Source organism: Streptomyces sp. P9-A2, from assembly GCF_036634175.1.
Classification (GTDB): domain Bacteria; phylum Actinomycetota; class Actinomycetes; order Streptomycetales; family Streptomycetaceae; genus Streptomyces; species Streptomyces pratens.
This window is the reverse complement of the sequence record NZ_JAZIFX010000001.1, coordinates 5,017,985-5,041,881: the sequence shown is the minus strand read 5'-3', so window position 1 is coordinate 5,041,881 and position 23,897 is coordinate 5,017,985. Positions and strand designations below refer to the sequence as shown.

Annotated in this window: 24 protein-coding genes and 1 pseudogene; 11 read left to right on the top strand and 14 right to left on the bottom strand. The window is 71.8% G+C overall.

Translation table 11 applies throughout. From position 1 onward, the window contains the following. Window positions 1-100 precede the first annotated feature (100 nt). The 4 genes and pseudogenes from V4Y04_RS23075 to V4Y04_RS23060 form a co-directional block, all read right to left on the bottom strand. A complete protein-coding gene (locus tag V4Y04_RS23075) occupies window positions 101-1,363 on the bottom strand; it encodes a hypothetical protein (RefSeq protein WP_332430225.1) in 1,263 nt (420 codons plus the stop codon). Further along, window positions 1,363-2,037 carry an RNA polymerase sigma factor gene (locus V4Y04_RS23070; RefSeq protein ID WP_332430224.1) on the bottom strand — a complete coding sequence of 225 codons (675 nt, stop codon included), beginning with the start codon at window positions 2,035-2,037 and terminating at the stop codon, window positions 1,363-1,365. The genes V4Y04_RS23075 and V4Y04_RS23070 overlap by 1 nt, the downstream gene beginning before the upstream one ends. A 343-nt stretch (window positions 2,038-2,380) precedes the next feature. Further along, complete coding sequence (locus V4Y04_RS23065; protein WP_332433157.1) at window positions 2,381-2,698, bottom strand: hypothetical protein; 318 nt, start codon at window positions 2,696-2,698, stop codon at window positions 2,381-2,383. Window positions 2,699-2,823: 125 nt separating this feature from the next. Further along, window positions 2,824-3,267: pseudogene (locus tag V4Y04_RS23060) on the bottom strand (RNA polymerase sigma factor); the annotation flags it as partial. 128 nt (window positions 3,268-3,395) lie between these two features. On the opposite strand from V4Y04_RS23060, the gene V4Y04_RS23055 reads away from it, so the two are divergent. Beyond that, the gene (locus tag V4Y04_RS23055; protein ID WP_332430223.1) at window positions 3,396-4,049 is read left to right on the top strand and encodes a DUF1877 family protein; all 654 of its coding nucleotides are present in this window, start codon (window positions 3,396-3,398) and stop codon (window positions 4,047-4,049) included. Between the two features lie 98 nt (window positions 4,050-4,147). Here V4Y04_RS23055 and V4Y04_RS23050 read toward each other — a convergent pair whose 3' ends face one another. From V4Y04_RS23050 to V4Y04_RS23040, 3 genes are all read right to left on the bottom strand, one after another. Further along, a complete protein-coding gene (locus V4Y04_RS23050; protein ID WP_332430222.1) occupies window positions 4,148-4,732 on the bottom strand; it encodes a hypothetical protein in 585 nt (194 codons plus the stop codon). A gap of 106 nt (window positions 4,733-4,838) precedes the next feature. Further along, the gene (locus V4Y04_RS23045; RefSeq protein WP_332430221.1) at window positions 4,839-5,402 is read right to left on the bottom strand and encodes a hypothetical protein; all 564 of its coding nucleotides are present in this window, start codon (window positions 5,400-5,402) and stop codon (window positions 4,839-4,841) included. Between the two features lie 180 nt (window positions 5,403-5,582). Further along, window positions 5,583-7,181: a beta-N-acetylhexosaminidase gene (locus V4Y04_RS23040; protein ID WP_332432965.1), complete on the bottom strand. Its 1,599-nt coding sequence runs from the start codon at window positions 7,179-7,181 to the stop codon at window positions 5,583-5,585. A gap of 158 nt (window positions 7,182-7,339) precedes the next feature. On the opposite strand from V4Y04_RS23040, the gene V4Y04_RS23035 reads away from it, so the two are divergent. The 5 genes from V4Y04_RS23035 (at window position 7,340) to V4Y04_RS23015 (ending at window position 11,775) form a co-directional block, all read left to right on the top strand. Next, a complete protein-coding gene (locus V4Y04_RS23035) occupies window positions 7,340-8,056 on the top strand; it encodes a 2-oxo-4-hydroxy-4-carboxy-5-ureidoimidazoline decarboxylase (RefSeq protein WP_443080064.1) in 717 nt (238 codons plus the stop codon). A gap of 297 nt (window positions 8,057-8,353) precedes the next feature. Then, window positions 8,354-8,734 (top strand): succinate dehydrogenase, cytochrome b556 subunit, encoded by a 381-nt coding sequence (sdhC, locus tag V4Y04_RS23030; protein ID WP_332430219.1) that lies wholly within the window; start codon window positions 8,354-8,356, stop codon window positions 8,732-8,734. Between the two features lie 5 nt (window positions 8,735-8,739). Beyond that, window positions 8,740-9,222 (top strand): succinate dehydrogenase hydrophobic membrane anchor subunit, encoded by a 483-nt coding sequence (locus V4Y04_RS23025; RefSeq protein WP_332430218.1) that lies wholly within the window; start codon window positions 8,740-8,742, stop codon window positions 9,220-9,222. Window positions 9,223-9,241: 19 nt separating this feature from the next. Beyond that, window positions 9,242-10,996, top strand: coding sequence for a succinate dehydrogenase flavoprotein subunit (gene sdhA, locus V4Y04_RS23020; RefSeq protein WP_332430217.1), 1,755 nt, complete (start codon window positions 9,242-9,244; stop codon window positions 10,994-10,996). Then, the gene (locus tag V4Y04_RS23015) at window positions 10,996-11,775 is read left to right on the top strand and encodes a succinate dehydrogenase iron-sulfur subunit (RefSeq protein ID WP_332430216.1); all 780 of its coding nucleotides are present in this window, start codon (window positions 10,996-10,998) and stop codon (window positions 11,773-11,775) included. Before sdhA ends, V4Y04_RS23015 begins: the two co-directional genes overlap by 1 nt. 86 nt (window positions 11,776-11,861) lie before the next feature. On the opposite strand, the gene V4Y04_RS23010 is transcribed toward V4Y04_RS23015, so the two are convergent. The 3 genes from V4Y04_RS23010 to V4Y04_RS23000 form a co-directional block, all read right to left on the bottom strand. Beyond that, window positions 11,862-12,128, bottom strand: coding sequence for a TM2 domain-containing protein (locus V4Y04_RS23010; protein ID WP_332430215.1), 267 nt, complete (start codon window positions 12,126-12,128; stop codon window positions 11,862-11,864). Between the two features lie 233 nt (window positions 12,129-12,361). Next, window positions 12,362-12,721, bottom strand: coding sequence for a DUF2752 domain-containing protein (locus V4Y04_RS23005; protein ID WP_443080063.1), 360 nt, complete (start codon window positions 12,719-12,721; stop codon window positions 12,362-12,364). 49 nt (window positions 12,722-12,770) lie between these two features. After that, window positions 12,771-13,244, bottom strand: coding sequence for a TM2 domain-containing protein (locus tag V4Y04_RS23000; RefSeq protein ID WP_332430213.1), 474 nt, complete (start codon window positions 13,242-13,244; stop codon window positions 12,771-12,773). A 201-nt stretch (window positions 13,245-13,445) separates the two neighbouring features. On the opposite strand from V4Y04_RS23000, the gene V4Y04_RS22995 reads away from it, so the two are divergent. Beyond that, on the top strand, window positions 13,446-13,856 hold the full coding sequence (locus tag V4Y04_RS22995) for a VOC family protein (protein ID WP_332430212.1): 411 nt from the start codon (window positions 13,446-13,448) through the stop codon (window positions 13,854-13,856). Window positions 13,857-14,012: 156 nt separating this feature from the next. After that, window positions 14,013-14,852 carry a TetR/AcrR family transcriptional regulator gene (locus tag V4Y04_RS22990; protein WP_332430211.1) on the top strand — a complete coding sequence of 280 codons (840 nt, stop codon included), beginning with the start codon at window positions 14,013-14,015 and terminating at the stop codon, window positions 14,850-14,852. Here V4Y04_RS22990 and V4Y04_RS22985 read toward each other — a convergent pair. Further along, a complete protein-coding gene (locus V4Y04_RS22985; protein WP_332432964.1) occupies window positions 14,845-17,283 on the bottom strand; it encodes an MMPL family transporter in 2,439 nt (812 codons plus the stop codon). The two genes, V4Y04_RS22990 and V4Y04_RS22985, sit on opposite strands and share 8 nt — an antisense overlap. A 161-nt stretch (window positions 17,284-17,444) precedes the next feature. On the opposite strand from V4Y04_RS22985, the gene V4Y04_RS22980 reads away from it, so the two are divergent. Then, the gene (locus tag V4Y04_RS22980) at window positions 17,445-18,134 is read left to right on the top strand and encodes a response regulator transcription factor (RefSeq protein ID WP_332430210.1); all 690 of its coding nucleotides are present in this window, start codon (window positions 17,445-17,447) and stop codon (window positions 18,132-18,134) included. A gap of 56 nt (window positions 18,135-18,190) precedes the next feature. After that, entirely contained in the window at window positions 18,191-19,699 is a 1,509-nt protein-coding gene (locus V4Y04_RS22975) for a sensor histidine kinase (RefSeq protein ID WP_332432963.1), read from the top strand. A gap of 36 nt (window positions 19,700-19,735) precedes the next feature. Here V4Y04_RS22975 and V4Y04_RS22970 read toward each other — a convergent pair whose 3' ends face one another. Further along, complete coding sequence (locus V4Y04_RS22970) at window positions 19,736-21,091, bottom strand: metallophosphoesterase (RefSeq protein WP_332430209.1); 1,356 nt, start codon at window positions 21,089-21,091, stop codon at window positions 19,736-19,738. A gap of 24 nt (window positions 21,092-21,115) precedes the next feature. Next, entirely contained in the window at window positions 21,116-21,364 is a 249-nt protein-coding gene (locus V4Y04_RS22965; protein ID WP_055606233.1) for an SCO4848 family membrane protein, read from the bottom strand. 172 nt (window positions 21,365-21,536) lie between these two features. Between V4Y04_RS22965 and V4Y04_RS22960 the strand changes: the two genes are divergently transcribed. Next, window positions 21,537-22,937: a D-alanyl-D-alanine carboxypeptidase family protein gene (locus V4Y04_RS22960; RefSeq protein ID WP_332430208.1), complete on the top strand. Its 1,401-nt coding sequence runs from the start codon at window positions 21,537-21,539 to the stop codon at window positions 22,935-22,937. Here V4Y04_RS22960 and V4Y04_RS22955 read toward each other — a convergent pair. Then, window positions 22,885-23,796 (bottom strand): YihY/virulence factor BrkB family protein, encoded by a 912-nt coding sequence (locus V4Y04_RS22955; protein WP_332430207.1) that lies wholly within the window; start codon window positions 23,794-23,796, stop codon window positions 22,885-22,887. The genes V4Y04_RS22960 and V4Y04_RS22955 overlap by 53 nt on opposite strands. Between the last annotated feature and the right edge of the window lie 101 nt (window positions 23,797-23,897).

The following is a 23,897-nucleotide window of genomic DNA, read 5'->3' as shown; positions in this document are numbered from 1 at the left end:
AAAAGCCGATGACCAGTCGGCTCACTCAGTACTGCGCCCCGGTGGCCGAAAACGTCACACCCGGCGTCGCGCAGACACCGAACGTCCGTGAGGTCGCAGGTCAGCCGGATGCGTCGGCGTCCTTGCCGTTCTTGCCTCCGTTGCCGTTGCCACTGTTGCCGTTGCCGTTGCCGTTGCCGTTGCCGTTGCCGTTGCCACCGTTACCGTTGTTGCCCTTGCCCTTGCCCTTGCCACCGTTGCCGTTGTTGCCCTTGCCGTTCCCGGCGTTGCCCTTTTTCCCGTTGCCCTTGTTGCCGTTCCCGTTCGCCGCGCCTTCGCTGCCGCCGTTGCCGTTCCCGTTCCCGTTGGTGCTTCGGCCGTCGCCGGTGTCATTGCCGCCGTCCCTCTTCACCGTGGAGCCGGAGCCGGAGCCGGAGCCGGAACCCGTACCCGTGTCGGCTCCGGTGCCGTGGGGGGCCAGGACGTTCTCGCAGTACGGCCCGACATGGCCGGAACCACCCGCCGCACCCTCCAGCAGGCGCCTGCGGTTACCCGGGAGCTTGCGGCCGTCACGTAAGGCACGGCAGGCCGAGACGATCTGATTCCCGCGGCCGTTGCCGGTCGCGAGGTCGCCGCTCTTCGCGCCGGGCTCCGCCGCGCCGCCGTCCTCGTCGGCGCCCGGCCCGTCCTGCTGCCCGGTGTCGCCGTCGGTGTTCCCGGACGGCTTGCCCGGCTCGCCCCCGGCGGCGGGACCGCCCGACGCGCCCTTCTCCGACGGGTGCGGCGGCAGGGACCGTTCGGGTGGGCCGGTGGCGGTGGCGGTGGCGGTGGCGGTGGTCGTGGCGGCGGGGCCGGAGACTCCGGACGGTGTCGGCAGCACTCCGGTACCGGCCAGGACCGCGGCACCGCCGACCATGCCCACGGTCAGCGCGGCGGCCAGCCCGAAGCGCACGGGGCGCGGCCGGCGGGGTGCCCGCTCGGCTCCGGGCCGGTCCGTGGACGGGGCTCCGATCCTGACCAGGCCGACGTCAGTGCCCTGGGCGGGCCCGGCCTCGGCGGCCCGTCCCGCCTGTCCAGCCCGTCCCGCCTGTCCCGTCCGTCCAGCCCGTCCCGCCTGTCCAGCCCGTCCCGCCTGTCCCGTCCGTCCAGCCCGTCCCGCCTGTCCTGCCCGTTCCTCACGGACCTCGCGGAAAGCGGCCAGCGCGGCGGCCTCACCGGGGAGTTCCCCGCCGGCCGGCGGGGGTGGGGCGGACAGCGCGCCGAGTGTGCTCGAGAGCCGTTCGGTCCGATCGCGGTGGGCCGGGTCGACAGCTTCGGGTGACTCTCCGCTCAGCAGTCGCTCCGCCGTTTCACGGCTCAGCCACCTGTACTGCTCGTCGGCCATCACATGTCCTTCTGCGTCCGCGCTCGCATATGCGTCACACTCGCGGACGTCACCGCAGGGCGGCGTGGTTCTCTCTGGGGCGGGAGGGCACCGAGCGCCCCTGCCGATTCCGGATGTGCTTCCGGATCACCGTCGAGTATCTCAGCCAGCCGCCTCAGGCCCCGGTGCGCGGCCGTGCGTACGGCACCCGGCCGCTTGCCCAGCGTCGCGGCGGCGGTCCTCGCGTCGAGGCCCACGACCACCCGCAGGACGACGGCCTCCGCCTGGTCCTGCGGCAGCCGCGAGATGAGGGCGAAGGCGCCGTCGGTGGCCATCGCCTCGATGGCCTGGTCGGCGGTGTCGGACGCGGCGGGCCGCCCGGTCAGTTCGGTCTCGTCGCCGCCGATCACGGGGCGGCGCCCGCGCATGCGGATGTGGTCGAGGGCGCGGTTGCGGGCGATCCGGGCGGCCCAGCCGCGGAACCGGTCCGCGTCACCGCTGAACCGCTGCAGGTCCCGGGCTATCTGCAGCCACGCCTCGGACGTCACGTCCTCGGCGTCGAGTTCGCCGACCAGCGTGCGTACGTACCCCAGCAGCCGCGGGTGCACGGCCCGGTACACCGTCCGGAACGCGCTCTCGTCCCCGTCCTGCGCCGCCCCCACCGCAGCCGTCAGCTCCGCGTCGTCCCCCAGCACCGCGCACCCTCTTTGCGCCTAAGCCGGCGCCGCTCTCGCGGACCGGGTTCTCGCCGTCATGGTTCCTCAACTGATGGTTGCGGTCTCTGGCCGCGGGTGGATCGTGGTCATGTGTCCGTCGCAGCCCGGCGCGAAAGGCACGTTACGACCTCAAACTCTCCCCGTCCATGTCCGTCCATGATCCCGTGCATGATTCGACGAACCTGTGACCATGCGGGTGTGACAGAAAAGGTACTCGTGGCGCTGTAGGAATCACGGGCCGTCGCGCGGCCCGTGCCGCGCGACGGCCGGGGCCTCTCCTGTGGGGGGTGGCGGCCCTGGCCGTTGCCTTGGCAGGCGTGGGCTACGGCTTCTTTTCGCCACCCGGCCGGTCGGACGCACCCTGACGGCCGCCCGCCCCGTTTCCCGAACCACCGATCCCGTTGCCGGAATTGCCGGAGTCGCCCACGTCGCCGGGCCGGTTCCCGGGCGCGCCGGTGCCACCGGGCTCCGCCCCGCCCGCCGCCGACCGCGACCGCCCGACGCAGTGGGCCTCGATGTGCGCCGCGCCGCCCGCATCCTCGACGAGCCGCTTCCGGACGGCCGGTTCGAGCGCCTTGCCGCGCCCCTCGGCCTTCTCGTACGCGCCGCAGTGGGCCTCGGTGTTCTTGCCCCGGAGCACGCGCTCCGGGACGGTGGGGCCGGAGTCCGTGCCCGGGCCGGCGGGGGGCCGGCCGGCCGACGGGTCCTCGAGCAGGCCCTCGGACGGGGCGGAGGTGGCGGCAGGGGCCGGCGGACGGACCCCGCGGCCTCGGCCTGGTCCCGGGGCAGCCCGGCGACCAGTTCCAGGGCGCGCTCGGTGGAGAGGGCCTCCAGCGCCTGGTCGGGCGTGCTCTGCGGGCCGGGAAGGTCCAGCACGTCCTGTTCCAGCGCCGAGGGCCGTGGCCGCGCCCGTTGCCGGCGCAGGTGGTCCAGTGCCCGGTGCCGGGCGATGGTCGCCGTCCAGCCCCGGAACCCCGCTCCGTCGCCCTTGAACCGGCCGAGGTCGCGGGCTATCTCCAGCCAGGCGTCCGAGGTCACGTCCTCCGCGTCGTCGCCGACCAGTCCGCGTACGTAGCCGAGAAGTCGGGGCTGCACGAGCCGGTAGGCCACGGCGAAGGCGGCCTCGTCACCGTTCTGGGCCCGCGCGACGGCCGCGCCCAGTTCCCCGTCGTGCGCCTGTGCGCGGCGGGGTTGCCCTCCCTTGCCCAAGAACTGTCCTCGTCCGTACCGGTCCGTGCCGCGGCCGTCCGGCGCGCCATGTCGGGTCGCGCCCACGGCCCCAAGGTCATCAGCGTCCGGCGCCACGAAAGTGTCACAGTTCGTCAGCTGCCCCGTGGGTGCCGTCCGACCGGTCGCGGGCAACCGGCGCGGAACCGCCCCGCATCCACCGCAGCGCGGCCACAGGAGCGGTCGTTCCGGCGGACGACTGGTCCGGCGGGCGACAGGGCGATCGGTATCGGGGTGACGGATCGGGTCCCGGCCGCGCTCATGTCTTCGATGAGTACGTACTTCCACTTCCGCGCCGTGCCGCCCCGGCCCTGCGCAACAGCCCCGTCTGGCTGCTGCGGCTGTTCGAGGACGACTGGGACACCGTGCGCGAACGCATCGGCCGGCACCGCGAGGAGGTCCTCGACAAGGGCTACCTCGACCACGAGTTCCTCTACGCGGGCGCCCTCCCGCCGCACATGCCGGCCGGACCACCCGCGCACGTCGTGCTCGGTGGCCGGCCGGTCTTCGCGCCCGGCCCCGGCCGGCCGCCGCTCCTGTTGCTCACCGCGGCGCAGGCCGGCCGGGTCGCCGGCTTCCTGAGGGCCGCCGACTTCGACGCGCTGTGGCGGCGGGCCCGCGACCGGATCGTCCCGTGCCATGGCGACCCGGACATGGAGCGGCAGACACGCGGCATCCTCACGGCGGCCCACCGCGACCTGACCGCGTTCTACACGCGCACGGCACAGCAGCGCGAGGCGGTGGTGAAGTGGCTGCCCCCTTGAAACCGGCGGCAGCCGTACCGCCCCGGCCCTTCGTCCCCGCCCGGTTCCCCGTCCCCGCCCGGTCCCCCGTCCCCGCCCGGTCCCCCGTCCCCGCCCGGTCAGCCGTCCCTGCGGTTCCGGCGGGAGAGGGCCGCGACCAGGACCCGCCGGCCCTCCGTCGAGACCTCCAGCGCGCGTCGCAGCCCGGCCGGGCCGTGACCGGCCAGGATCTCCAGGACGGTGATCTGGCGTCGTAGTTCGGCGGTGCAGAGCGGGGACAGGGGCAGGCCTTCCGTACGGCCCTCCCGGACCGCCTCGACCGCGTCCGTCACGTCCTCGGCGGGATCGCCGCCGTCCAGGATGCGGTGGACCCGCAGCGCGGTGACCGAGCAGGCGTGGGCCCACCCGCGCAGCGCGTCGGCGGAGCGCTCCGCCGGGGCGGTGGCGAGCATCCGGTGCGCGAGCGCCGCCGCCTCGGCGCCGCGCGTGCCGCCCGCGTCGTGCGCCGCGTCGAGCTTGCCGCGGATCTGCTCCAGCCGCTCGGCCCACTCCTCGGCGGCGGCGTCCCCGGCGAGGCTCCCCCACAGGGGGCGCAGCGTCTCGTCGTCACCGCCCAGCAACGGCACGCAGCGGTCCAAACAAGCCACCCCGCTCGCGGCCAGCCCTCGCTCGTCAGCCTGCGCGGTCAGTTCCACCAAGCTCATCCACGTCTCCTCAGCGGGTCTTCACAGGCCTCCGAAAAGGCCCTTTACCGACCTCACCGGTACGGAGGCCGCACTTTCCCTTACTGCGTGCGACGGGCCGGGAATGTCACAGCGGGACGACACCGAGCCGGTCGAGCAGTCTGAAGAACAGGTTTTCGGCCAGGGGGTCGGGGGCGGGTTCGGCGGTCAGTACCTCGAGCAGTTCCTCCGCGGACGCCGTGTGTCCGGCCTCGGCGGCCCACTCGACGGCCCGGTCGGCGGCGTCCCGGGGCTCCAGGAAGTAGTCCTCCAGCGTGAGCCCGTCCTGCACCACGCCCTCCGCGCCCCCGCCGGCGTCCACCCCGCCGGTGCCGTCCGCCGCCGGGGCGCCGAGGTAGCCGGCCATCGCGGACCGCGCCAGGCAGGTCGTCCAGGCGCCGCTCCGAGGTGCCGCCGCCTCCACCACCACGCAGTCACTGTCCATCACGTAGCCGAACAGCGCGGGTGCGCCGGTCTCCCCGGCGAGGTCGTTCATGTTCCCTATGCCGCCGTCGCCGCTCGGGTACTCCCAGACCTGCCATCCGCCCGGGGCCGACGTGCGCAGGGTCATCCCCCGGGCACCGGCCAGCGCGTCCCGTTCGGCAAGCGGCCGCTCGTCACGGCCCACGACGAAATACCCCCAGTAGCCCATGTGCCGGCATCCCCCCGGTGTATCGGTTTCGGCTCGCCAGAAAACCACCACAGCCGTACGGAGGTTCGCAGGAATACGCCGTGATCCATCCCGCGAAACCCGAGCCCCAGCAGTTCTCTGCCCCTCCGGAACCTTCGGGAACCCACCGAAAGTCACCGAAACCGCCGCACCCGGTCCGGCTCAGTCCACCTCGTCCGCCAGGCTCCGGAACTCCGCCCAGGACAGCGCCGGTCCGGCCGGATCCCAGAGCTTCTGCACGGTCGCCCGCAGCGGCATCCTGATCCCGGCCGCGACCTGGTCCTCGCTCTGCGCACCGGACAGGTCGCACCAGACGGCGAAGGACCCGCCGAGGATCTGGCCGTCGTACCGGGAGGGAACGGCGGTGGTGCCGCGCAGCACGCGCGGCGTCCACTGCTCGTAGATCCGCTCCCCCGTCGGGTAGACGAAGTCGTTCGGCTCACCCAGCACGTAGTAGAGGAACTCGTCGTTGTAGTTGAGCACCTCGCGGCCCTCGCCCAGATAGTCCGCCGGCTGCCGGGCGCCGATCTCCTTGCCGGTCCAGTAGGCGACCTGGATGTCCTTCGCGGCCCGCACCGAACCACCCTCGAAGAAGCCGTCGTTCCAGGCGCGGAGTGTGCGGCCGTGGGCGCGGACGGTGTCGGCGCGGTCGTTGAGCCAGCTCGTGGCCAGGTCCTCGACGGTGGCCCCGGAGCCGTGCTTCTTCCGCGCGGCGGCGGCGAGTCCCGGGAACGAGGCCTCGGGGTCGGACACCACCAGCGCCTGGTACTCGTCGGCGCCGAGGTGCCACTGCGAGCCGGGGAACAGCTCCGCGTACTCGTTCAGCAGGTCGTCGACGATCTCGGCGGATTCGGGATCGGAGATGTCGATCGCCCCGCGCACGGCCCCGCCGCCCGTGTCGCGCAGCTGGAGGCCGGGGTGGGCGGCGATGACGGCGCCGAGGTGTCCGGGCGAGTCGATCTCGGGCACGACGGTGATGTGCCGGCTCGCGGCGAGGTCGACGATCCGCTTGACCTGCGCCTTGGTCAGATGCTGGTCGGCCACGATCTCCGGGTGCGAGTCGGACTCGATGCGGAAGCTCTGGTCGTCGGAGAAGTGCAGACCCAGTTCGTTGAACTTCAGGTCACCGAGCTCACGGACCCGGTCCTCGATCCAGCCGGCGGTGAAGTGCTTGCGCGCGATGTCCAGCATCATCCCGCGCCGCTGCTTGGCGGGCTCGTCGCGCACGACCCCCTCGGGGGCGGTCTCGGCGCCGCGGATCTGCTGCTTGAGGGTGCGGGTGCCGTAGAAGACGCCCGCCTCGGCGGGGGCGCTGACGGTCACCCGCCCGCCCCGCACGGTCATCGTGTACGACTCGGGGTTCGCGCCCTTGCCCTTGTTCAGTTCCAGGCGCAGGTCCCCGGCGCGCTCGTCGTCCTTCTTCCCCGCATACGTCAGGCCCAGTTCACCGGCTATGAGGCGGCCCTCGTCCGCCAGGGCCGGATCGCCGACGACCACCCGGTGACCGCGCTCGGGCCGCCAGCCGGGGCCGCGCTCGGCACTGTGGTCACGGACCGCGGGGATGGTCCGGGGCGCCCGGGACAAGGGGTAGGAACGGGTGGGGCTCGGCTCGGGCTCCCCGGACGGCGGCGAATCCGCCGTGTCCCCGGAGCGGGAGGCCGCGGAACCGGCCGGACCGCCGTCGTCGTCCGACGTCGCCCAGAGGCCGACGCCCACGCCGGACGCCGCGACCACCGCGCCCGCCGCGAGGGCCACGACCAGCGTCCGCCGCTGTCTCACCTGGTGCGCGGACGGCCGACGCCTGTGCTGCCTGTGCTGACTCACACACTCAACCTACGGCCCATCCGGGTGACGGACGTCGACGAGCTGTTCCGAAACCCTCCCGTCCGGGTGAATCTCGACTATCGATCGGACACGTCATGGACTCACTCGATAACGTGTCGGCACAACTCTCACACCATCTGCCACTCGACCCACACCTCTTCCCCCATCCCTTCCCCCGCACCGACACACATGTGACGCCCCGAGGACCCACGCTGCCTGCGCACCGTCTCCCCCACCTCTCCGACCGGGTCGCCGTGCCCGAACAACCGCGCGGCACCCTCGGAGCATCCGGCATCCCTGGGGCGCCCGGAGCACCCGACACGCCCGGCGCCCCGTCCGAACTGGACCACTTCAACGCCGCGACCACCGAGGACGCCGAGCGCACCCTGCTGGCCTGCCTGCACAGCCCCCGCTGGGCCGTGCGCGTCGCGGCCCACCGTCCGTACCCGGACCTGGAAGCCCTCCTGGCGGCGGCGGACGAGGCGGCCTACGACCTGCCCCGCGCGGACCGCGCCGACGCGCTGGCCTCGGAAGCCCTCCCCGGTCTCCCGGCTGACGCCTACTCCGCCGCCCATACGGCCCTGAACGCGGCCGACGCGGTCTACGAGAGCCGTTTCGGGCATCCGTTCGTCATCTGCGTCGATGGTCTGAAGCCGGATGAGGTCCTGGACCACGTACTCGAAGGCATCCGGTCACGATTGGCCAACGATCCCGAGGAGGAGCGCCTGGTGGCGGCGGAGGAGCTCCGGCGTCTGGCCCGGGGCCGCCTGACCGCTCTCCTCACGGAGGGCGGATCACCGGCGGCCCGCTGACGGCCCGCGTCACCTGCCCGAAGGCGGCGCCAAACCCGCACCAAGCCGTGTCAAGCCACCCGAAAACCCCCTCAGGGGCGCCTCGGAACCCGTCCCGGCCCCGCCCCTGCCGCCCGTCCCGCGGCCCGCCCCTCTAGCCCGTAAGCGTGCCAGTTCGATCACAGCGGCAGGGCCCCTGTCCGCCGCGCCGCCATACGTGGCTACGATGCTGGGGGCCGGTGGACCGTACCCGGCCGGGCCCGACCGACATGGAGAAAGCCGGCGCGGCCCCAACCCCCGCTCCCGGAGGAAAATTCCGTGCCGGCTGGAACGCTGTACCGCGGCCGGGAAGGAATGTGGTCCTGGGTGGCTCATCGAGTCACCGGCGTCCTCATCTTCTTCTTCCTGTTCGTTCACGTGCTGGACACCGCCCTCGTGCGCGTGTCCCCGGAGGCCTACGACACCGTCGTGGCCACGTACAAGACGCCGATCGTCGCGCTGCTGGAGTACGGCCTCGTCGCCGCCGTCCTCTTCCACGCGCTCAACGGCCTGCGTGTCATCGCCGTCGACTTCTGGCTCCAGGGCGCCCGGTACCAGAAGCAGATGCTCTGGACCGTCGTCGCCGTGTGGGTCGTGCTGATGATCGGGGCGCTCTACCCCGTCCTCGGCCACGCCACTCGTGAACTGTTCGGGAGCTGACGCCAATGTCCACGACTGAATCCACCGCTTCGGGCGTCGGCCCCGTCGAGGGCGCGTCGCTCTACTCGGTCGACAACCCGGCGCCGGTCATCGAGCCCCCGCGCAAGCGGACCAAGAAGACCCCGAAGACCACCCGGGGCAACTTCGAGATGGCCGCCTGGCTGTTCATGCGCCTGTCCGGCGTCGTCCTGGTCGTCCTGGTCATCGGGCACCTGCTGATCCAGCTCGTGCTGGACGGCGGCGTCTCCAAGATCGGCTTCGCCTTCGTGGCGGGCCGCTGGGCCTCGCCGTTCTGGCAGGTCTGGGACCTGCTGATGCTCTGGCTCGCGATGCTGCACGGCACGAACGGCCTGCGCACGGTCATCAACGACTACGCGGAGCGCGCGAACACCAGGCTGTGGCTCAAGGGCCTGCTCTACACCGCCACGGTGTTCACCATCCTGCTGGGCACGCTGGTGATCTTCACCTTCGACCCGAACATCCGCTAGGCACGGGGCTGCGAGAATCATGAAGATCCACAAGTACGACACCGTCATCGTCGGCGCCGGTGGCGCGGGCATGCGCGCGGCCATCGAGTCGACGAAGCGCAGTCGCACCGCCGTCCTGACCAAGCTCTACCCCACCCGCTCCCACACGGGCGCCGCACAGGGCGGCATGGCCGCCGCGCTGGCCAACGTGGAGGAGGACAACTGGGAGTGGCACACTTTCGACACGGTCAAGGGCGGTGACTACCTGGTCGACCAGGACGCCGCCGAGATCCTGGCGAAGGAGGCCATCGACTCCGTTCTCGACCTGGAGAAGATGGGCCTGCCGTTCAACCGCACCCCGGACGGCACCATCGACCAGCGCCGCTTCGGCGGCCACAGCCGCAACCACGGCGAGGCGCCGGTCCGCCGCTCCTGCTACGCGGCCGACCGCACCGGTCACATGATCCTCCAGACGCTGTACCAGAACTGCGTCAAGGAGGGCGTGGAGTTCTTCAACGAGTTCTACGTCCTGGACCAGCTGATCACCGAGGTCGACGGCGTCAAGAAGTCGGCCGGTGTGGTGGCGTACGAGCTGGCCACCGGCGAGATCCACATCTTCCGGGCGAAGTCCGTGATCTACGCCTCCGGCGGCAACGGCAAGTTCTTCAGGGTGACGTCCAACGCGCACACCCTGACCGGTGACGGCCAGGCGGCCGTGTACCGGCGCGGGCTGCCGCTGGAGGACATGGAGTTCTTCCAGTTCCACCCGACCGGCATCTGGCGCATGGGCATCCTGCTGACGGAGGGCGCCCGCGGTGAGGGCGGCATCCTGCGCAACAAGGACGGCGAGCGCTTCATGGAGAAGTACGCGCCGGTCATGAAGGACCTCGCCTCCCGCGACGTCGTGTCCCGGTCCATCTACACGGAGATCCGTGAGGGCCGCGGCTGCGGTCCCGAGGGCGACCACGTCTTCCTGGACCTCACCCACCTCCCGCCGGAGCAGCTGGACGCCAAGCTGCCCGACATCACGGAGTTCGCGCGGACCTACCTGGGCATCGAGCCGTACACGGACCCGATCCCGATCCAGCCGACCGCGCACTACGCCATGGGCGGCATCCCGACGAACGTCCAGGGCGAGGTGCTGGCGGACAACACCACCGTCGTCCCCGGCCTGTACGCGGCCGGCGAGGTCGCCTGCGTGTCGGTGCACGGCGCCAACCGGCTGGGCACCAACTCGCTGCTGGACATCAACGTGTTCGGCAAGCGGGCCGGTATCGCGGCCGCCGAGTACGCGCACACCGCCGACTACCTCGAGCTGCCGGACGACCCGGAGTCCTTCGTCGTCGGGCAGATCGAGCGGCTGCGGTCCTCCACCGGCACCGAGCGGGTGGCCGAGATCCGCCGCGAGCTGCAGGACACCATGGACGCCAACGTCATGGTGTTCCGCACCGAGCAGACGATCAAGACGGCGGTCGAAAAGATCGCGGAGCTGCGCGAGCGCTACCTGAACGTCTCCATCCAGGACAAGGGCAAGCGGTTCAACACCGACCTGCTGGAGGCGATCGAGCTGGGCAACCTGCTCGACCTGGCCGAGGTCATGGCCACGTCCGCGCTCGCCCGCAAGGAGTCCCGCGGCGGTCACTACCGCGAGGACTACCCGAACCGGGACGACGTCAACTTCATGCGCCACACCATGGCGTACCGCGAGGTGGGCGACGACGGCACCGAGTCGATCCGGCTCGACTACAAGCCGGTCGTCCAGACCCGCTACCAGCCGATGGAGCGTAAGTACTGATGGCTACCCCTGTTATGGACAAGGCGGACGCGGCCGGATCGCCCGAGCCCGGCTTCGGCGACTCCCCGTACATCACCGCGACCTTCCGGATCCGCCGGTTCAACCCGGAGGTCTCCGACGAGGTGGTCTGGGAAGACTTCCAGCTGGAGATCGACCCCAAGGAGCGCGTCCTCGACGCGCTGCACAAGATCAAGTGGGATCAGGACGGCACGCTGACCTTCCGCCGTTCCTGCGCCCACGGCATCTGCGGCTCCGACGCCATGCGGATCAACGGCAAGAACCGCCTGGCGTGCAAGACGCTGATCAAGGACCTCAACCCCGAGAAGCCGATCACGGTCGAGGCCATAAAGGGCCTGACGGTCCTCAAGGACCTGATCGTGGACATGGAGCCGTTCTTCCAGGCCTACCGGGACGTGATGCCCTTCCTGATCACGAAGGAGACCAACGAGCCGACGCGCGAGCGGCTGCAGTCCGCCGAGGACCGCGAGCGTTTCGACGACACGACGAAGTGCATCCTGTGCGCCGCCTGCACGTCCTCGTGCCCGGTGTTCTGGAACGACGGCCAGTACTTCGGTCCGGCCGCCATCGTCAACGCGCACCGGTTCATCTTCGACTCGCGCGACGAGGCCGGCGAGCAGCGCCTGGAGATCCTCAACGACCGTGACGGCGTGTGGCGTTGCCGTACGACCTTCAACTGCACGGACGCGTGCCCGCGCGGCATCGAGGTCACCAAGGCGATCGCCGAGGTGAAGCGGGCGCTCATCACGCGCCGCTTCTGACGGCTTCGCCCGTACATGTCCGAGGCCCCGATCCGGCTGGATCGGGGCCTCGGACATGTACGGCGACCGGAGCGGCCGGTGCCGCGTCAGCCGCGCAGGACGCGGCCCTGCTTGTCGGTGCGGTCGTTGCTCGTGAGGAACAGGACGCCGTCGATCAGCGACCAGAGGCCGAGGCCACCACAGGTCAGCAGCTGGGCGACGCCGATGCCGACGGAACCGACGTAGAAGCGGCCGATGCCCAGGGTCCCCAGGAAGATCTGGAGGAGACCGGCGACGATCTTCGACTTGTCGGAGTAGGGACGGCCCTGCGGGTCGTAGCCGTAGGGGGCCTGGGGATCGGCGGGGACGGTCATGGCGCTTGCTCCTGGGGAAAAGAGTGTGACGCGCCGGGCGGGTTGCCCGGACGGCTCAGGAGGGACCACCGGAAACCCGCGTGCGGATCCCGCGCAACTACTGCGCTGTAACTCACGGTTCGCGAACCGTCCCCCCTGCGTCAGAGGAGCGTAAGGGGACTGGCGTTCGAACGCGGAAGTGAAAAGTCGAATGTTTTCTATCCGTGATCAACTAAGCCCGGTTTTCGCGCATTTCAGACGATGTTGCGAGCCACCGTCCAGGCCACCGCCGCCACGAGGATCACCGCCTGGACCCGGGGTGCGATCCGGGGCGCCCAGGCGCGGCCGCGCAGCCCTTCCAGCGTCCAGCGCCCCCACAGCGCCAGCGCGAACGGCGCGGCGAGCAGCAGGGCCCTGTTGTCCAGCCAGGCGGCGGCGAACTGACCGTTCATCAGGTCGTACACCATGCGCGTGCCCCCGCAGGCCGGGCACAGCAGGCCGGTGACGGCCCGCAGCGGGCACCGGGGCAGGAGGTGCCCCGGCTCGTGCGGGTCGGTGCCCCACAGGTAGGCGGCCCCCGCCACGCCCGCGGCCAGTACCGCGACGGGGGCCACCGCGGGATGCCACCGCGGCCGCCCCCGGGACGGGACGGACGAGGCCGCGTCAGCCACGCAGGATCCGCCCCTGGGAGTCCGTGCGGTCGTTGCTGACCAGGTACATGACGCCGTCGATCAGCGACCAGATGCCGAGCCCGCCGCAGGTGAGCAGCTGGGCGATGCCGATGCCGACCGAACCGGTGTAGAAGCGGCCGATGCCCAACGAGCCGACGAAGAGCTGGAGGAGACCGGCGACGATCTTCGACTTGTCGGAAAGGGGACGCCCGTAGGGGTCGTACCCGTAGGGCGCGCCGGGGTCGGGAGCACCGGGGAAGAACCCGGGGGGCGGGGGCTGCTGGAAGCCGGGCGGGGGCGGGTAGCCACCGGGCGGCGGGGGGTACCCGCCGGGCGGCTGGTGCCCGCCGGCGGGCGGCTGGGATCCGGGCTGCGGGTAGCCGTAGGGGCCGGACGGGCCGGCTCCGCCGGAATTCGGGGGGCCGAAGCCGGGCGGCGGGGACGGCTGCTGCGGCTGCTCGCTCACAGTGGGTCTCTCCTGAAAGATACGGATAACTGACGGTCATCTTGCAGGACTCGGGCGGCAATGAGAAGTCGGAACCCGATCAGGAGCTTTCCCGCATGATCCGCCGGATGGGTTCCGGGGCCGTCCGCCCGGACGAGTGACCCACCGCCTCCCGGCCACCACCTCTGCCCGCTTTGCGCCGGTACCACCTAATGTGACGTCATGTCAGACGATGAGTCCTACGAACTGCTCGGGTTCGACCATGTGCTGCTGCCCGTCGGAGACCTCGACGAAGCCGTCGGATTCTACGGCCGGGCCGGGTTCCCGGTCGGCTTCCGGCTGGACGAGGCCGGGATCGTCCTGCTGAAGGTGGGCGGCGAGACACCCGGGGTGCTGCTGCGGCACGAGGAGGACCTGGGCTGCCGACCGCCGGCCCGGCCCTCCGCCCGGCTGTGGCTGGAGGTGCCGGACGCCCGCGTCGCCGCCGAGGCGCTGGAGAGCGCCGGGATCGGCCTGCTCGACGGGCCGTTCGCGGGCGCCACCGGCTGGACCGTCGAGTTCTCCGACCCCTGGGGGAACGTGGTCGGCCTGACCGACTACACCAAGCGCCCGGAACTGAGCCGCCGGCCGTAGGCCCGGTCGGCGCGGGCGCCCCACCCCTCGCCGGCACGGACCACGAGACCGCGGGGGCGGACACCGCAAGGGCCGGACGCCGCAGGAACCGGACGCCGCAGCACCCGGGAGGCCCGCGAGCCCTGTGTGTCCGGGGGCAGGCCCTAAGCTCTGTCCGTGTCCGTGAAGAACGACGGTCCCGGTGACGGTGCCGCACTCAGCAAGTCCGAGCAGACCCGCGCCCTGATCCTGGAGACGGCCATGCGGCTGTTCCAGGAACGCGGGTACGGCAGGACGACCATGCGGGCCATCGCCACGGAGGCCGGGGTCTCCGTCGGCAACGCGTACTACTACTTCGAGGGCAAGGAACACCTGATCCAGGGGTTCTACGACCGGATCGCCGCCGAGCACCAGCGGGTGGCCCGGGAGACCCTGGAGCGGGAGACCGATCTGGAGGCCCGGTTCGCGGGCGTGCTGAAGGCATGGCTGGACATCGCCACGCCGTACCACGAGTTCGCGGTGCAGTTCTTCAAGAACGCCGCCGATCCGGACAGCCCGCTCAGCCCCTTCTCGCCCGAGTCGGAGCACGCGCGCGTGGAGGCGATCAGCGTCCACCAGGAGGTGCTGGCCGGTTCCGGGGCCAAGGTGCCCCCGGAGCTGCGGGAGGTGCTGCCGGAGCTGATGTGGCTGGCGCAGATGGGCCTCGTCCTGTACTGGATCTTCGACCGTACCGAGGACCGTGAACGCAGTTACCGTCTCGCCGAGCGCGGCGCCCGCATCACCGCGCGGGGCGTCGCCCTGGCCCGTTTCCGGGTCCTGCGCCCGCTGGTCCGCGAGGTCCACGACATGTTCACGGAGTTCCTGCCGGGGATGACCAAGATGCTGCCGGACCCGGCGAAGGACCGGGGGTCGCCCGCCGGCCACGACGAGGAGTCCCAGGGAGCACCCGCCGGCCACGGCGAAGAGTCCCACGGAGCGCCCCCCGGCAGCGACGGGCGCCCCGGTCCGGTCAGTTGACGGCGTCCACCTCACCGGGTGCGAGTTCCACGTCGTGCACCAGCGGGCCGCCGGGCACCGTCACCCGCCCCGCGCGGGAGCCGTACGGGGCCGCCGTCACCGCCAGCAGGTACGTGCCGGGGGACGGGACGGAGACGATGTACGAGCCGTCGGCGAGGGAGACGACCCGGTCCACCTGCCGCCCGCCCGAGGTCAGCAGGGTGACGGCCGCGCCGTCCACGGGGTCGCCGTCGACGGTGCGGACGAAGCCGTGCACGACCGAGGCGGCCGGAGCGGCCCCCTCGCCGGGGGCCCGGGTGTCCGGAACCACGCCCGAGCCGCCCTCCTCCTCCTTCTCCTTCGGTTCGACCGCGAGATGCGGCAGCCGCTTCTCCAGCCCCGCCGGCAGCCACCAGTTGGCCTTGCCGATCAGATGCATCACGGCCGGTACCAGCGCCGTACGCAGGATGAACGCGTCCAGGGCGACGGCCGCGGCGAGCCCCACGCCCGCCATGCCCGCCGCGTAGTCGCCGCTGAGCACGAAGGCGAGGAAGACGCACACCATGATCAGGGCCGCGGAGTTGATGACGCGGCTGGTCTCCGCGAGGCCGACGCGCACCGCGCGGGCGTTGTCCCGGGTGTGCACCCATTCCTCATGCATCCGGCTCACCAGGAACACCTGGTAGTCCATGGAGAGCCCGAACAGCAGCGACAGCATGATGATCGGCAGGAAGGCCGCGATGGGGCCCTCCCTGCCGAAACCGAGCAGGTCCAGGCCCCAGCCCCACTGGAAGATCGCCACCAGGACGCCGAAGGAGGCCGCCGCCGCGAGCAGGTTCATCACGGCGGCCGTCAGCGGCACCACCAGGGAGCGGAACGCGAGCAGCAGGAGCAGGAAGCCCAGGCCGATGATCGTGCCGATGAAGAGCGGCAGCCGGTCCCCCGTCACGGACGCGAAGTCCTTCGACACCGCCGTGACGCCGCCGACGTGGGCCCGGACCCCCGCTTCGGGGATCACGTCCTCGCGCAGGACGTCGATGAGCCGGTCCGTCCGCTCGTCCTGCGGTGAGGTCGTGGGGACGACCTGGATGACGGTGACGCCGTTCGCGGGTGGCATCGAGGCGACCTGGGCGACGCCCTCGGTCCGCTCGACGGCCGTCACCAGGCTGTTCGACGCCTCGCCGTCCACGACCACCTGGAGCGGGCCGTTGAAGCCGGGCCCGAAGCCTTCGGCGAGCAGGTCGTAGGCCTTCCTGGTGGTCGTGGACGCCCCGTCGTTGCCCTGGTCCACGGTGCCCAGGCGCAGCGACAGCAGCGGGACGGCGAGCGCGGCCATCAGGACCACGGCGAGGAGGGCGGTGGACCGCGGGCGGCGTTCGACGCCGGCGGCCCAGCGGGCCGCGAGTCCGGTGGTCCGGTCCGTCTCCGGGCCGCGCGCGGCGAGCGTGCGGCGCTGGCGGCGGCTGAGCACCCGGTGGCCGAGCAGCCCCAGCAGCGCCGGCAGCAGGGTGACGGCCGCGAGCACGCTCAGCACCACGGTCAGCGACGTGCCGATGACGACGCCGTCCAGGAAACGCAGGTTCGTCACCAGCATGCCGGCCAGCGCGATGCACACCGTGCCGCCCGCGAACAGCACCGCCCGCCCGGAGGTGTCGAGCGCGGTGACGGCGGCCTCCTCCGGGTCGTCGCCGCGCAGGATGCCGCGCCGGTGCCGGGTGACGATGAACAGGGCGTAGTCGATACCCACCCCGAGACCGATCAGCGTCGACAGCAGCGAGGCGAGTTCGGGCACGTTCGTGACATGGCTGATCAGCTGGGTGCCGAACATGCCGGTGCCGACGCCGAACACGGCGATCACGATCGGCAGCAGCATCGCGAGCAGCGAGCCGAACGCCACGAACAGCACCACGGCGGCGGCGAGGACGCCGACCAGCTCGGCCGTGCCGGTGGGCGGCTCCTGGACCCGCGTGATGGCCTGGCCGCCCAGCTCCACCCGGAGTCCGTCGCCCGCGGCGTCCTCGGCCGTGTCGACGACGTCCTCGACGAGTTCCTTCGGGACGGCGTCCGCCTGTTCGGCGAAGGTGACCTGCGCGTACGCGGTCCGCCCGTCCCGGCTGATCTGGGCCGCGCCCTGCGGCCCGTAGGGGCCGGTGACGTCACCGACGCCCTCCATGCGCCCGATCGCCGCCAGCGCGGGCTCCATCCGGGACCGCACGGACGCGTCCCGCACGGAACCGTCCTCGACCTTCCACACCACGGTGTCGGTGTCGCCGGCGCGTTCCGGGAACGCCTTCTCCATCAGGTCGTACGCCCGCTTGGAGTCCGTGTCCGGCAGGGAGAAGACATTCGCGTAGTTCGTTCCCGCGCTGCTCGCCGCCGCCCCCAGTCCGAGCAGCGCCCCCACCCACAGCAACACGACCACCAGCCGGTGCCGATAGCACCAGCGTGCCAGTACCGCCACGTTCAAGCTCCTTCGTCGCTCCGAGGTCCCCCAGGTCCTCGCAGCAGGATCGACGACGGGCCCCGCGCGGGGGCACGGCTCGCCCGGGACTCTCAAGGAACTCCAAAGCGGGAAGCGGTACGGCCGCGGGCGTCCGCACCGATACTGGGAGCATGACGACGGCTCCGGGAACCGTGCTGGTGGTGGAGGACGAGGAGAGCATCGCCGATGTCCTCGCCATCGCCCTGCGTTATCACCGCTTCGAGGTCATGACGGCCGGCACCGTCCGCGAGGCGCTCGCGCTGACCGAGCACACCAGGCCCGACGCGGCCCTGCTCGACGTGATGCTGCCGGACGGCGACGGCCGCGGACTGGGCCGTGAACTGCGGCTGCGCCGGCCGGAGCTGGCGCTGGTGTTCCTCACCGCCCGGGACGCCCCGGCGGAGATCGTCGGCGCGCTCGGCTTCGGCGACGACTACATCACCAAGCCGTTCAACATCGACGAGGTCGTCGCACGGGTCACCGCGGTACTGCGCCGGACCCGGCCCGCCGACGTCCTGCCGCAGCGGGCACCGCTGCGCCACGGCGACCTGGAGCTGGACGAGACGACGTACTCGGTGCGCCGCGCGGGCCGTTCGGTCGAACTGACCCCCACCGAGTACGCCCTGCTGCGCTTCCTGGTGCGCAACGGCGGCCGGATCGTGCCCAAGGACCAACTGCTGCGCCACGTCTGGCAGTACGAGCACACTCCGCCGGAGTCGACCGTCGTCGAGACCTACATCAGCTACCTGCGCCGCAAACTCGACACCCTGGGACCGCCGGTGATCACCACCCGGCGCGGGGTCGGATACGGCCTGACGTGAGGGCGCCGAAGCCGCGACCCCGCCGCGGCCCTCACCTCTCCCGGCTGCGCCGCCTGATGTGCTGCGAGCGGGGCGTCCACTCCCTGCGCGGCCGGCTGACGCTGGCGAACCTGGTGCTGCTCGCCATCGGCATCACGGCGGCGACCCTGGTGAGCGTGCTGGTCATGCGCTACTACCTGCTCGACCAGATCGACACGGAGCTGACCCAGAACCGCGATTCGCTCGGCGGTTCCCAGCTGACCCTGCGGCAGATCGACTCGCTGAGCGTGCTGAGCTTCTTCACCGAACGGGTGCACCCGGAGTGGAACGGGGAGAACCGCCCCGACTCGATCTTCGCCGCCGTCGGTCCCGGGGGCGAGGCCGTGGGCATCCTCGGCCTCGAACCGACCGCCGCCCAGCGCGCCCTGGCCGACGAGGTGGGCGACCCGCGCACCCTGGCCCGGGACCCCGAGCCGCACGACCTCACCGTCCGGGGCGCCGCCTACCGCGCGACGGCCACACAGCTCGGGGACGGCACGTACGTCCTGATCGCCACCTCCACCGAGTCGCTGCACGCGGGGGTCGCCAAGGCGATCAGGCTCGACGCGGCCATCGGGACACTGCTGCTCGCGCTGCTGGCCTGTCTGACGATGGTCAGCGTCCGCCGCCGGATGCGGCCGCTGGAGGACATGGTGGAGACCTCGTCGGCGATCGCCGAGGGCGATCTGACCCGGCGCGTGCCCTCCAGCCGGGACCCCATCCTGGAGGTGGAGCAGCTGCGGCTCGCCCTGAACTCGATGCTCCAGCAGGTCGAGTCGGCGTACCGCACGCGCGAGCGCAGCGCGGCCCAGCTGCGCCGGTTCGTGGCCGACGCCTCGCACGAACTGCGCACCCCGCTGGCCGCGATCCGCGGCTACCTCCAGTTGTACGACCGGGGGATGCTGCGCGAGCCGGCGGAGCGGCGCCGGGCCTGGGACAGGATGCTGGCGGAGTCCGACCGCATGGCGCGGCTCGTGGACGAGCTGCTCGTGCTGGCCCGCCTCGACCAGCGGCCCGAACTGCGGCTGCGGAACGTGGACGTGTGCCGGCTGGTGCGGGACGCCGCCGAGGACCTGCGGGTGCAGCAGCCGGAGCGGCCGGTGACCGTCGACGCCGGCGGTGCGGTGCTGGTACGGGCCGACGAGTCCGGGCTGCGGCAGGTGCTGGGAAACCTGCTGGGCAACGTGCGCACGCACACGCCCGCCGAGGTGCCGGTACGGCTCGGGGTGACCCGCGCCGGCGGCGTCGTGCGGCTGTGCGTGGCGGACGACGGGCCGGGGCTCGGCGCGCAGGACGCGGCGCGCCTCTTCGACCGCTTCTTCCGGGCCGGCGGCGGGGCGGGCAGCGGGCTGGGCATGGCGATCGTGCAGGGCGTGGTCCACACGCACGGCGGCGAGGTGACGGTACGGACGGCCCCGGGCGAGGGCCTGGCGGTGACGGTGACCCTGCCGGCGCGGGCGGAAACGTCGGTGCCGGACGAGACGCACAACGCCGTCGAGGCCGCCGAGGCCGCCGAGGCCGCCGAGGCCGCCGAGGCCGCACCGTAGGCCCCGAGGCGGTCCCGTGGCCTGCGGTCACCGCCGTCAGGTCTGCTTCGACGCCAGTTCGATCACCGTGATGTCCGACGGCGCGCCGATCCGGGTCGGCGGGCCCCAGGCGCCGGCGCCACGGCTGACGTACAGCTGGGTGTCGCCGTAGCGGTCCAGGCCCGCGAGGGTCGGATTGGCAGCGGCGGCGAGGTAGTTGGCGGGCCAGAGCTGGCCGCCGTGGGTGTGGCCGGAGAGCTGGAGGTCGACGCCGTGGTCGACGGCCTCGTGGACCATCACCGGCTGGTGGGCGAGGAGCACGCACGCGCGGGCCCGGTCCCGGTCGCCGAGCGCCCGCGCGTAGTCGGGCCCCTGGCCCTCGTTCTCGCCGGCCAGGTCGTTCACCCCGGCGAGGTCGAAGTGCGGGAGTTGTGTGCGCGCGTTCTCCAGCGGGTTCAGGCCGAGCCGGCGCACCTCGTCGACCCACTCCTCGGCACCGGAGAAGTACTCGTGGTTCCCCGTGACGAAGAAGGAGCCGTGACGTGCCCTCAGCTGCGCGAGGGGGGCCGCGGCCGGGCCGAGTTCCTTGACCGTGCCGTCCACCAGGTCGCCGACGACCGCGATCAGGTCGGGCTGGGTGGAGTTGATCGTGTCGACGACCTTCTGCGCGAAGCCCCGGCCGAGGATCGGCCCCAGGTGGATGTCGCTGACGACCGCGATCCGGTAGCCGTGCGCCGCGCGCGGCAGCTTGGCGAGCGGCACGGTGACCCGTTTCACCTGCGGCCCGCGCACCGTGCCGTACGTTCCGTACCCGACCGTCCCGACGGCCGCCACGGCGGCGGCCCCGGCGACCACCCGGGAGACGAACAGCCGCCGGGAGGGACCGGCGGGGTCCGTCGGACCGGCGAGGTCCTCGGGGGTGTCGGCAGCGGGGGCGGGGGGCGTGGTGCCGGCCGGCGCGGGGGCGTCCGCGTCCGTCGGCTGTGACGCTCCCGGTGCGGGCGGTCCTGACGGTGCCGTGGGTGCGGCGGCCGCCGCACCCTCCGGTATCGGTGCCGGCTCCTGGCTCGGCGGCGTTGCCGTGCTCCGTGCCCGGTGCTCCAGGACCCGGCGCAGCACCGGGCGGACGGCCTCGCCCACGAGCACCGCGAGGAACAGGTAGAGGCACAGGGCCAGCCAGAGGTAACCGGGCCAGGCCAGGACCTGCTTGAGCCAGAACGGGACACCGCTGCGCGTGGCGAAGAACGCCGCGAAGGTCAGCGCCCAGCCGCCGGCGATCACCGCCACGCCGACGCGCCGCACGGCGCCCGGAGCCCGGGTCGTGTCGCGGAACAGACGGCGCCACAGGTACCAGCTGCCCGTCACCAGGACGGACAGGACCAGGAGCGCGACGAGTACGAAGACGATGACCACGGTGCGGTGTTCCCCAGATTTCCGTTACGACGTCCGTGACGTCCGGCTCAGTGCGCGCAGACCACGCAACCCGATGCCTCCGACGACCGTCCCCAATACGAAGGAGACGACGGCCAGCAGCAGATGGACCCAGAAATACGCCGTCGGCTCGCCGTCGTCGAAGGCGAGCCCGCTGCCGTCCTTGACCAGGTTCTTGACGAAAGTGATCCAGATGATCCAGCTCCATACCCCGAAGGCGAGCAGGAACCAGGAGACGGGACGGCTGAGTTTCACCAGATCTGACCTTTCATCGCAACGCCGGGCGCCCGGGTTCGGCCGGGGCTCCGGGGGTGGTCCCCCGGGCGGGCACGGCATGGGTCCAGTATCACCGGCCGGTGTCCGGTTCCGTTCACGGGGTGGGGAGGGAGTGGGGACTTCCGCAGGCACTGCATGTACGTTTCCGACCGTGCCCGCACCCAAAAACTCCATCCGGCGCTCGCTGCTGGTCACTTCCGCCATATTTCTGTCCACCGCGCTGACCGCTCCCGTTGCCCTCGCAGCCCCGAGCCCGTCGGCCGGCTCTTCGTCCATACCCTCGGCCGACTCCTCGGCCACGGCCTCGGCCGACCCGTCGAAGAGCCCGTCCAAGAGCCCGTCGAAGGGCTCGAAGAAGCCGAAGAAGCCGAACGGCTCCAAGGCCGCTCCCCCGGCGAAGATGTCGACGGTGGGCGGCGCCCGGCTCGGGCAGGCGGGGACCCAGGTCAACCTCGCGAGCGGCGTGCCGGTGCTGCCGAAGGGCCTGTCGGCCCGGTCCTGGATCGTCGCCGACGCCGAGTCGGGCGAGGTGCTCGCCGCGCACAACGCGCACTGGAAGCTGGCCCCGGCCAGCACCCTGAAGATGCTGTTCGCCGACACCCTGCTGCCGAAGTGGCCCAGCTCGACGGAGCACAAGGTCGAGTCCTCCGACCTGGCCGGCATCGGCTCCGGTTCCAGCATGGTGGGGCTCAAGGAGGACGAGACGTACACCGTCCACGACCTGTGGCTCGGGGTCTTCCTCCGCTCGGGCAACGACGCCGTGCGGGTGCTGGCTGCCATGAACGGGGGTGTCGAGAAGACCGTCGAGGAGATGAACGAGCACGCCGAGGAGCTCCAGGCCCTCGACACGGCCGTGGTGAGCCCGGACGGTTACGACGCCGAGGGGCAGACGTCGTCCGCGTACGACCTGACCCTGATCGCCCGTTCCGGGCTGCAGAAGAAGGACTTCCGGGAGTACGCCTCGACGGTCCGCGCGGACTTCCCCGGTGAGACGAAGAAGAACAAGAAGGGCAAGAAGGTCCGCGGTTCCTTCGAGATCCAGAGCACCAACCGGCTGCTGTCCGGCGACTACGACGTGCCCGTCTACGAGGGCATAGCGGGAGTGAAGAACGGCAACACCACCGACGCGGGTGCCACCTTCACCGGTGTCGCCGAGCAGGGTGGCAGGGTCCTGCTCGTCACCGTGATGAACCCGGAGAAGAAGGAGAGCAACGGGGTCTACAAGGAGACCGCGAAGCTGTTCGACTGGGGGTTCGAGGCGGCCGGCAAGGTCGATCCGGTGGGTGAGCTGGTGCCGCCCAGGAGCGCCGTGCGGGCCGGCGCCCGGCCGGGTGCCAGTGCCTCCCCCGGCGAGGCGGGCGGCACGGGCGAGGGAACGCTCGGCGCCGCGGACGGCAAGCCGGTGGCGAGTGCCGCGGCCGGCGGGGCCGGCGGCGTCGGCACCGCGCTCGCCGTCACGGGCGGGGTGCTGGTACTGCTCGCGGGCGGGGCGTTCCTGGTCAACCGCCGCTGGCCGCTGCCGGATCTGGTGCGCCGTCGTCCGCGTCCGTGACTCCCTCGGTCTCCCGGCTCTGCGTCGCCGTCCAGGCGGCGCAGAACACGACCAGTTTCATGGTGAAGTTGATCCACAGCAGCAGGGCGACCGGGACCCCGAACGCGCCGTACATGCTCTTCGCGGCCACGCCCTGCATATAGCCGCTGAGCAGCAGTTTCAACAGTTCGAAGCCGACCGCGCCGATGAGCGCGGCCACGACCAGACGGCGGCGGGCGGGTTCGACCCCGGGCAGCGGTGACAGGACGTACAGCAGGAGCAGGAAGTCGGCGCCCGCGGCGACGGCGAAGGCAGCGATCCGCAGCACGATCCCGCCCCAGCCGCCCTTCTCCAGCCCGATGGCGTCACTGATCCAGCCGACCGCCGTCGAGGCGACCGTGGAGGCGACCAGGGTGACCAGGACCGCGCCGCCGAGCCCGACCAGGATGCCCGCGTCCTTGGCCTTGCGCAGGACGGGGTTCTCCTCCGGGTCGGACAGCTCCCACACCGCGCGCAGGCACTCCCGCATCGATCCGGCCCAGCTGATGCCGATGAACAGCAGGGCGGCACCGGCGATGAGGCCGACGGCGCCGGCGTTCTCCACCAGGCTCCCGATGTCCAGCTGGTCGGAGATACCGGGCACCTGCTCGGTGAGCTTGTCCTGGAGGGTGTCCTGCTGCTCCTGGCTGAGCATGGCGGCGCCGATCGCGGCGGCGACGGTGAGCAGCGGGAACAGTGCGACGAAGCTGGTGAACGTCATCGCGGCGGCCAGCCGGGTCCAGTGCGCCCGCTCCATCCGCTCGTAGGACCGCCACGCGTGCGTGAGCATCAGCCGCGTGGCCCACGGGCCGACCACCGGGAGTTTCTTCAGCCAGTCCATGAACCGTCCTTGCCCCTGCGGGGGAAATCCCATGTCCGGAGCGACATCCCATTAATCACCCGTTCCGACGAGTGGCGCAAGGTTTCAAAACCAATCGCCCA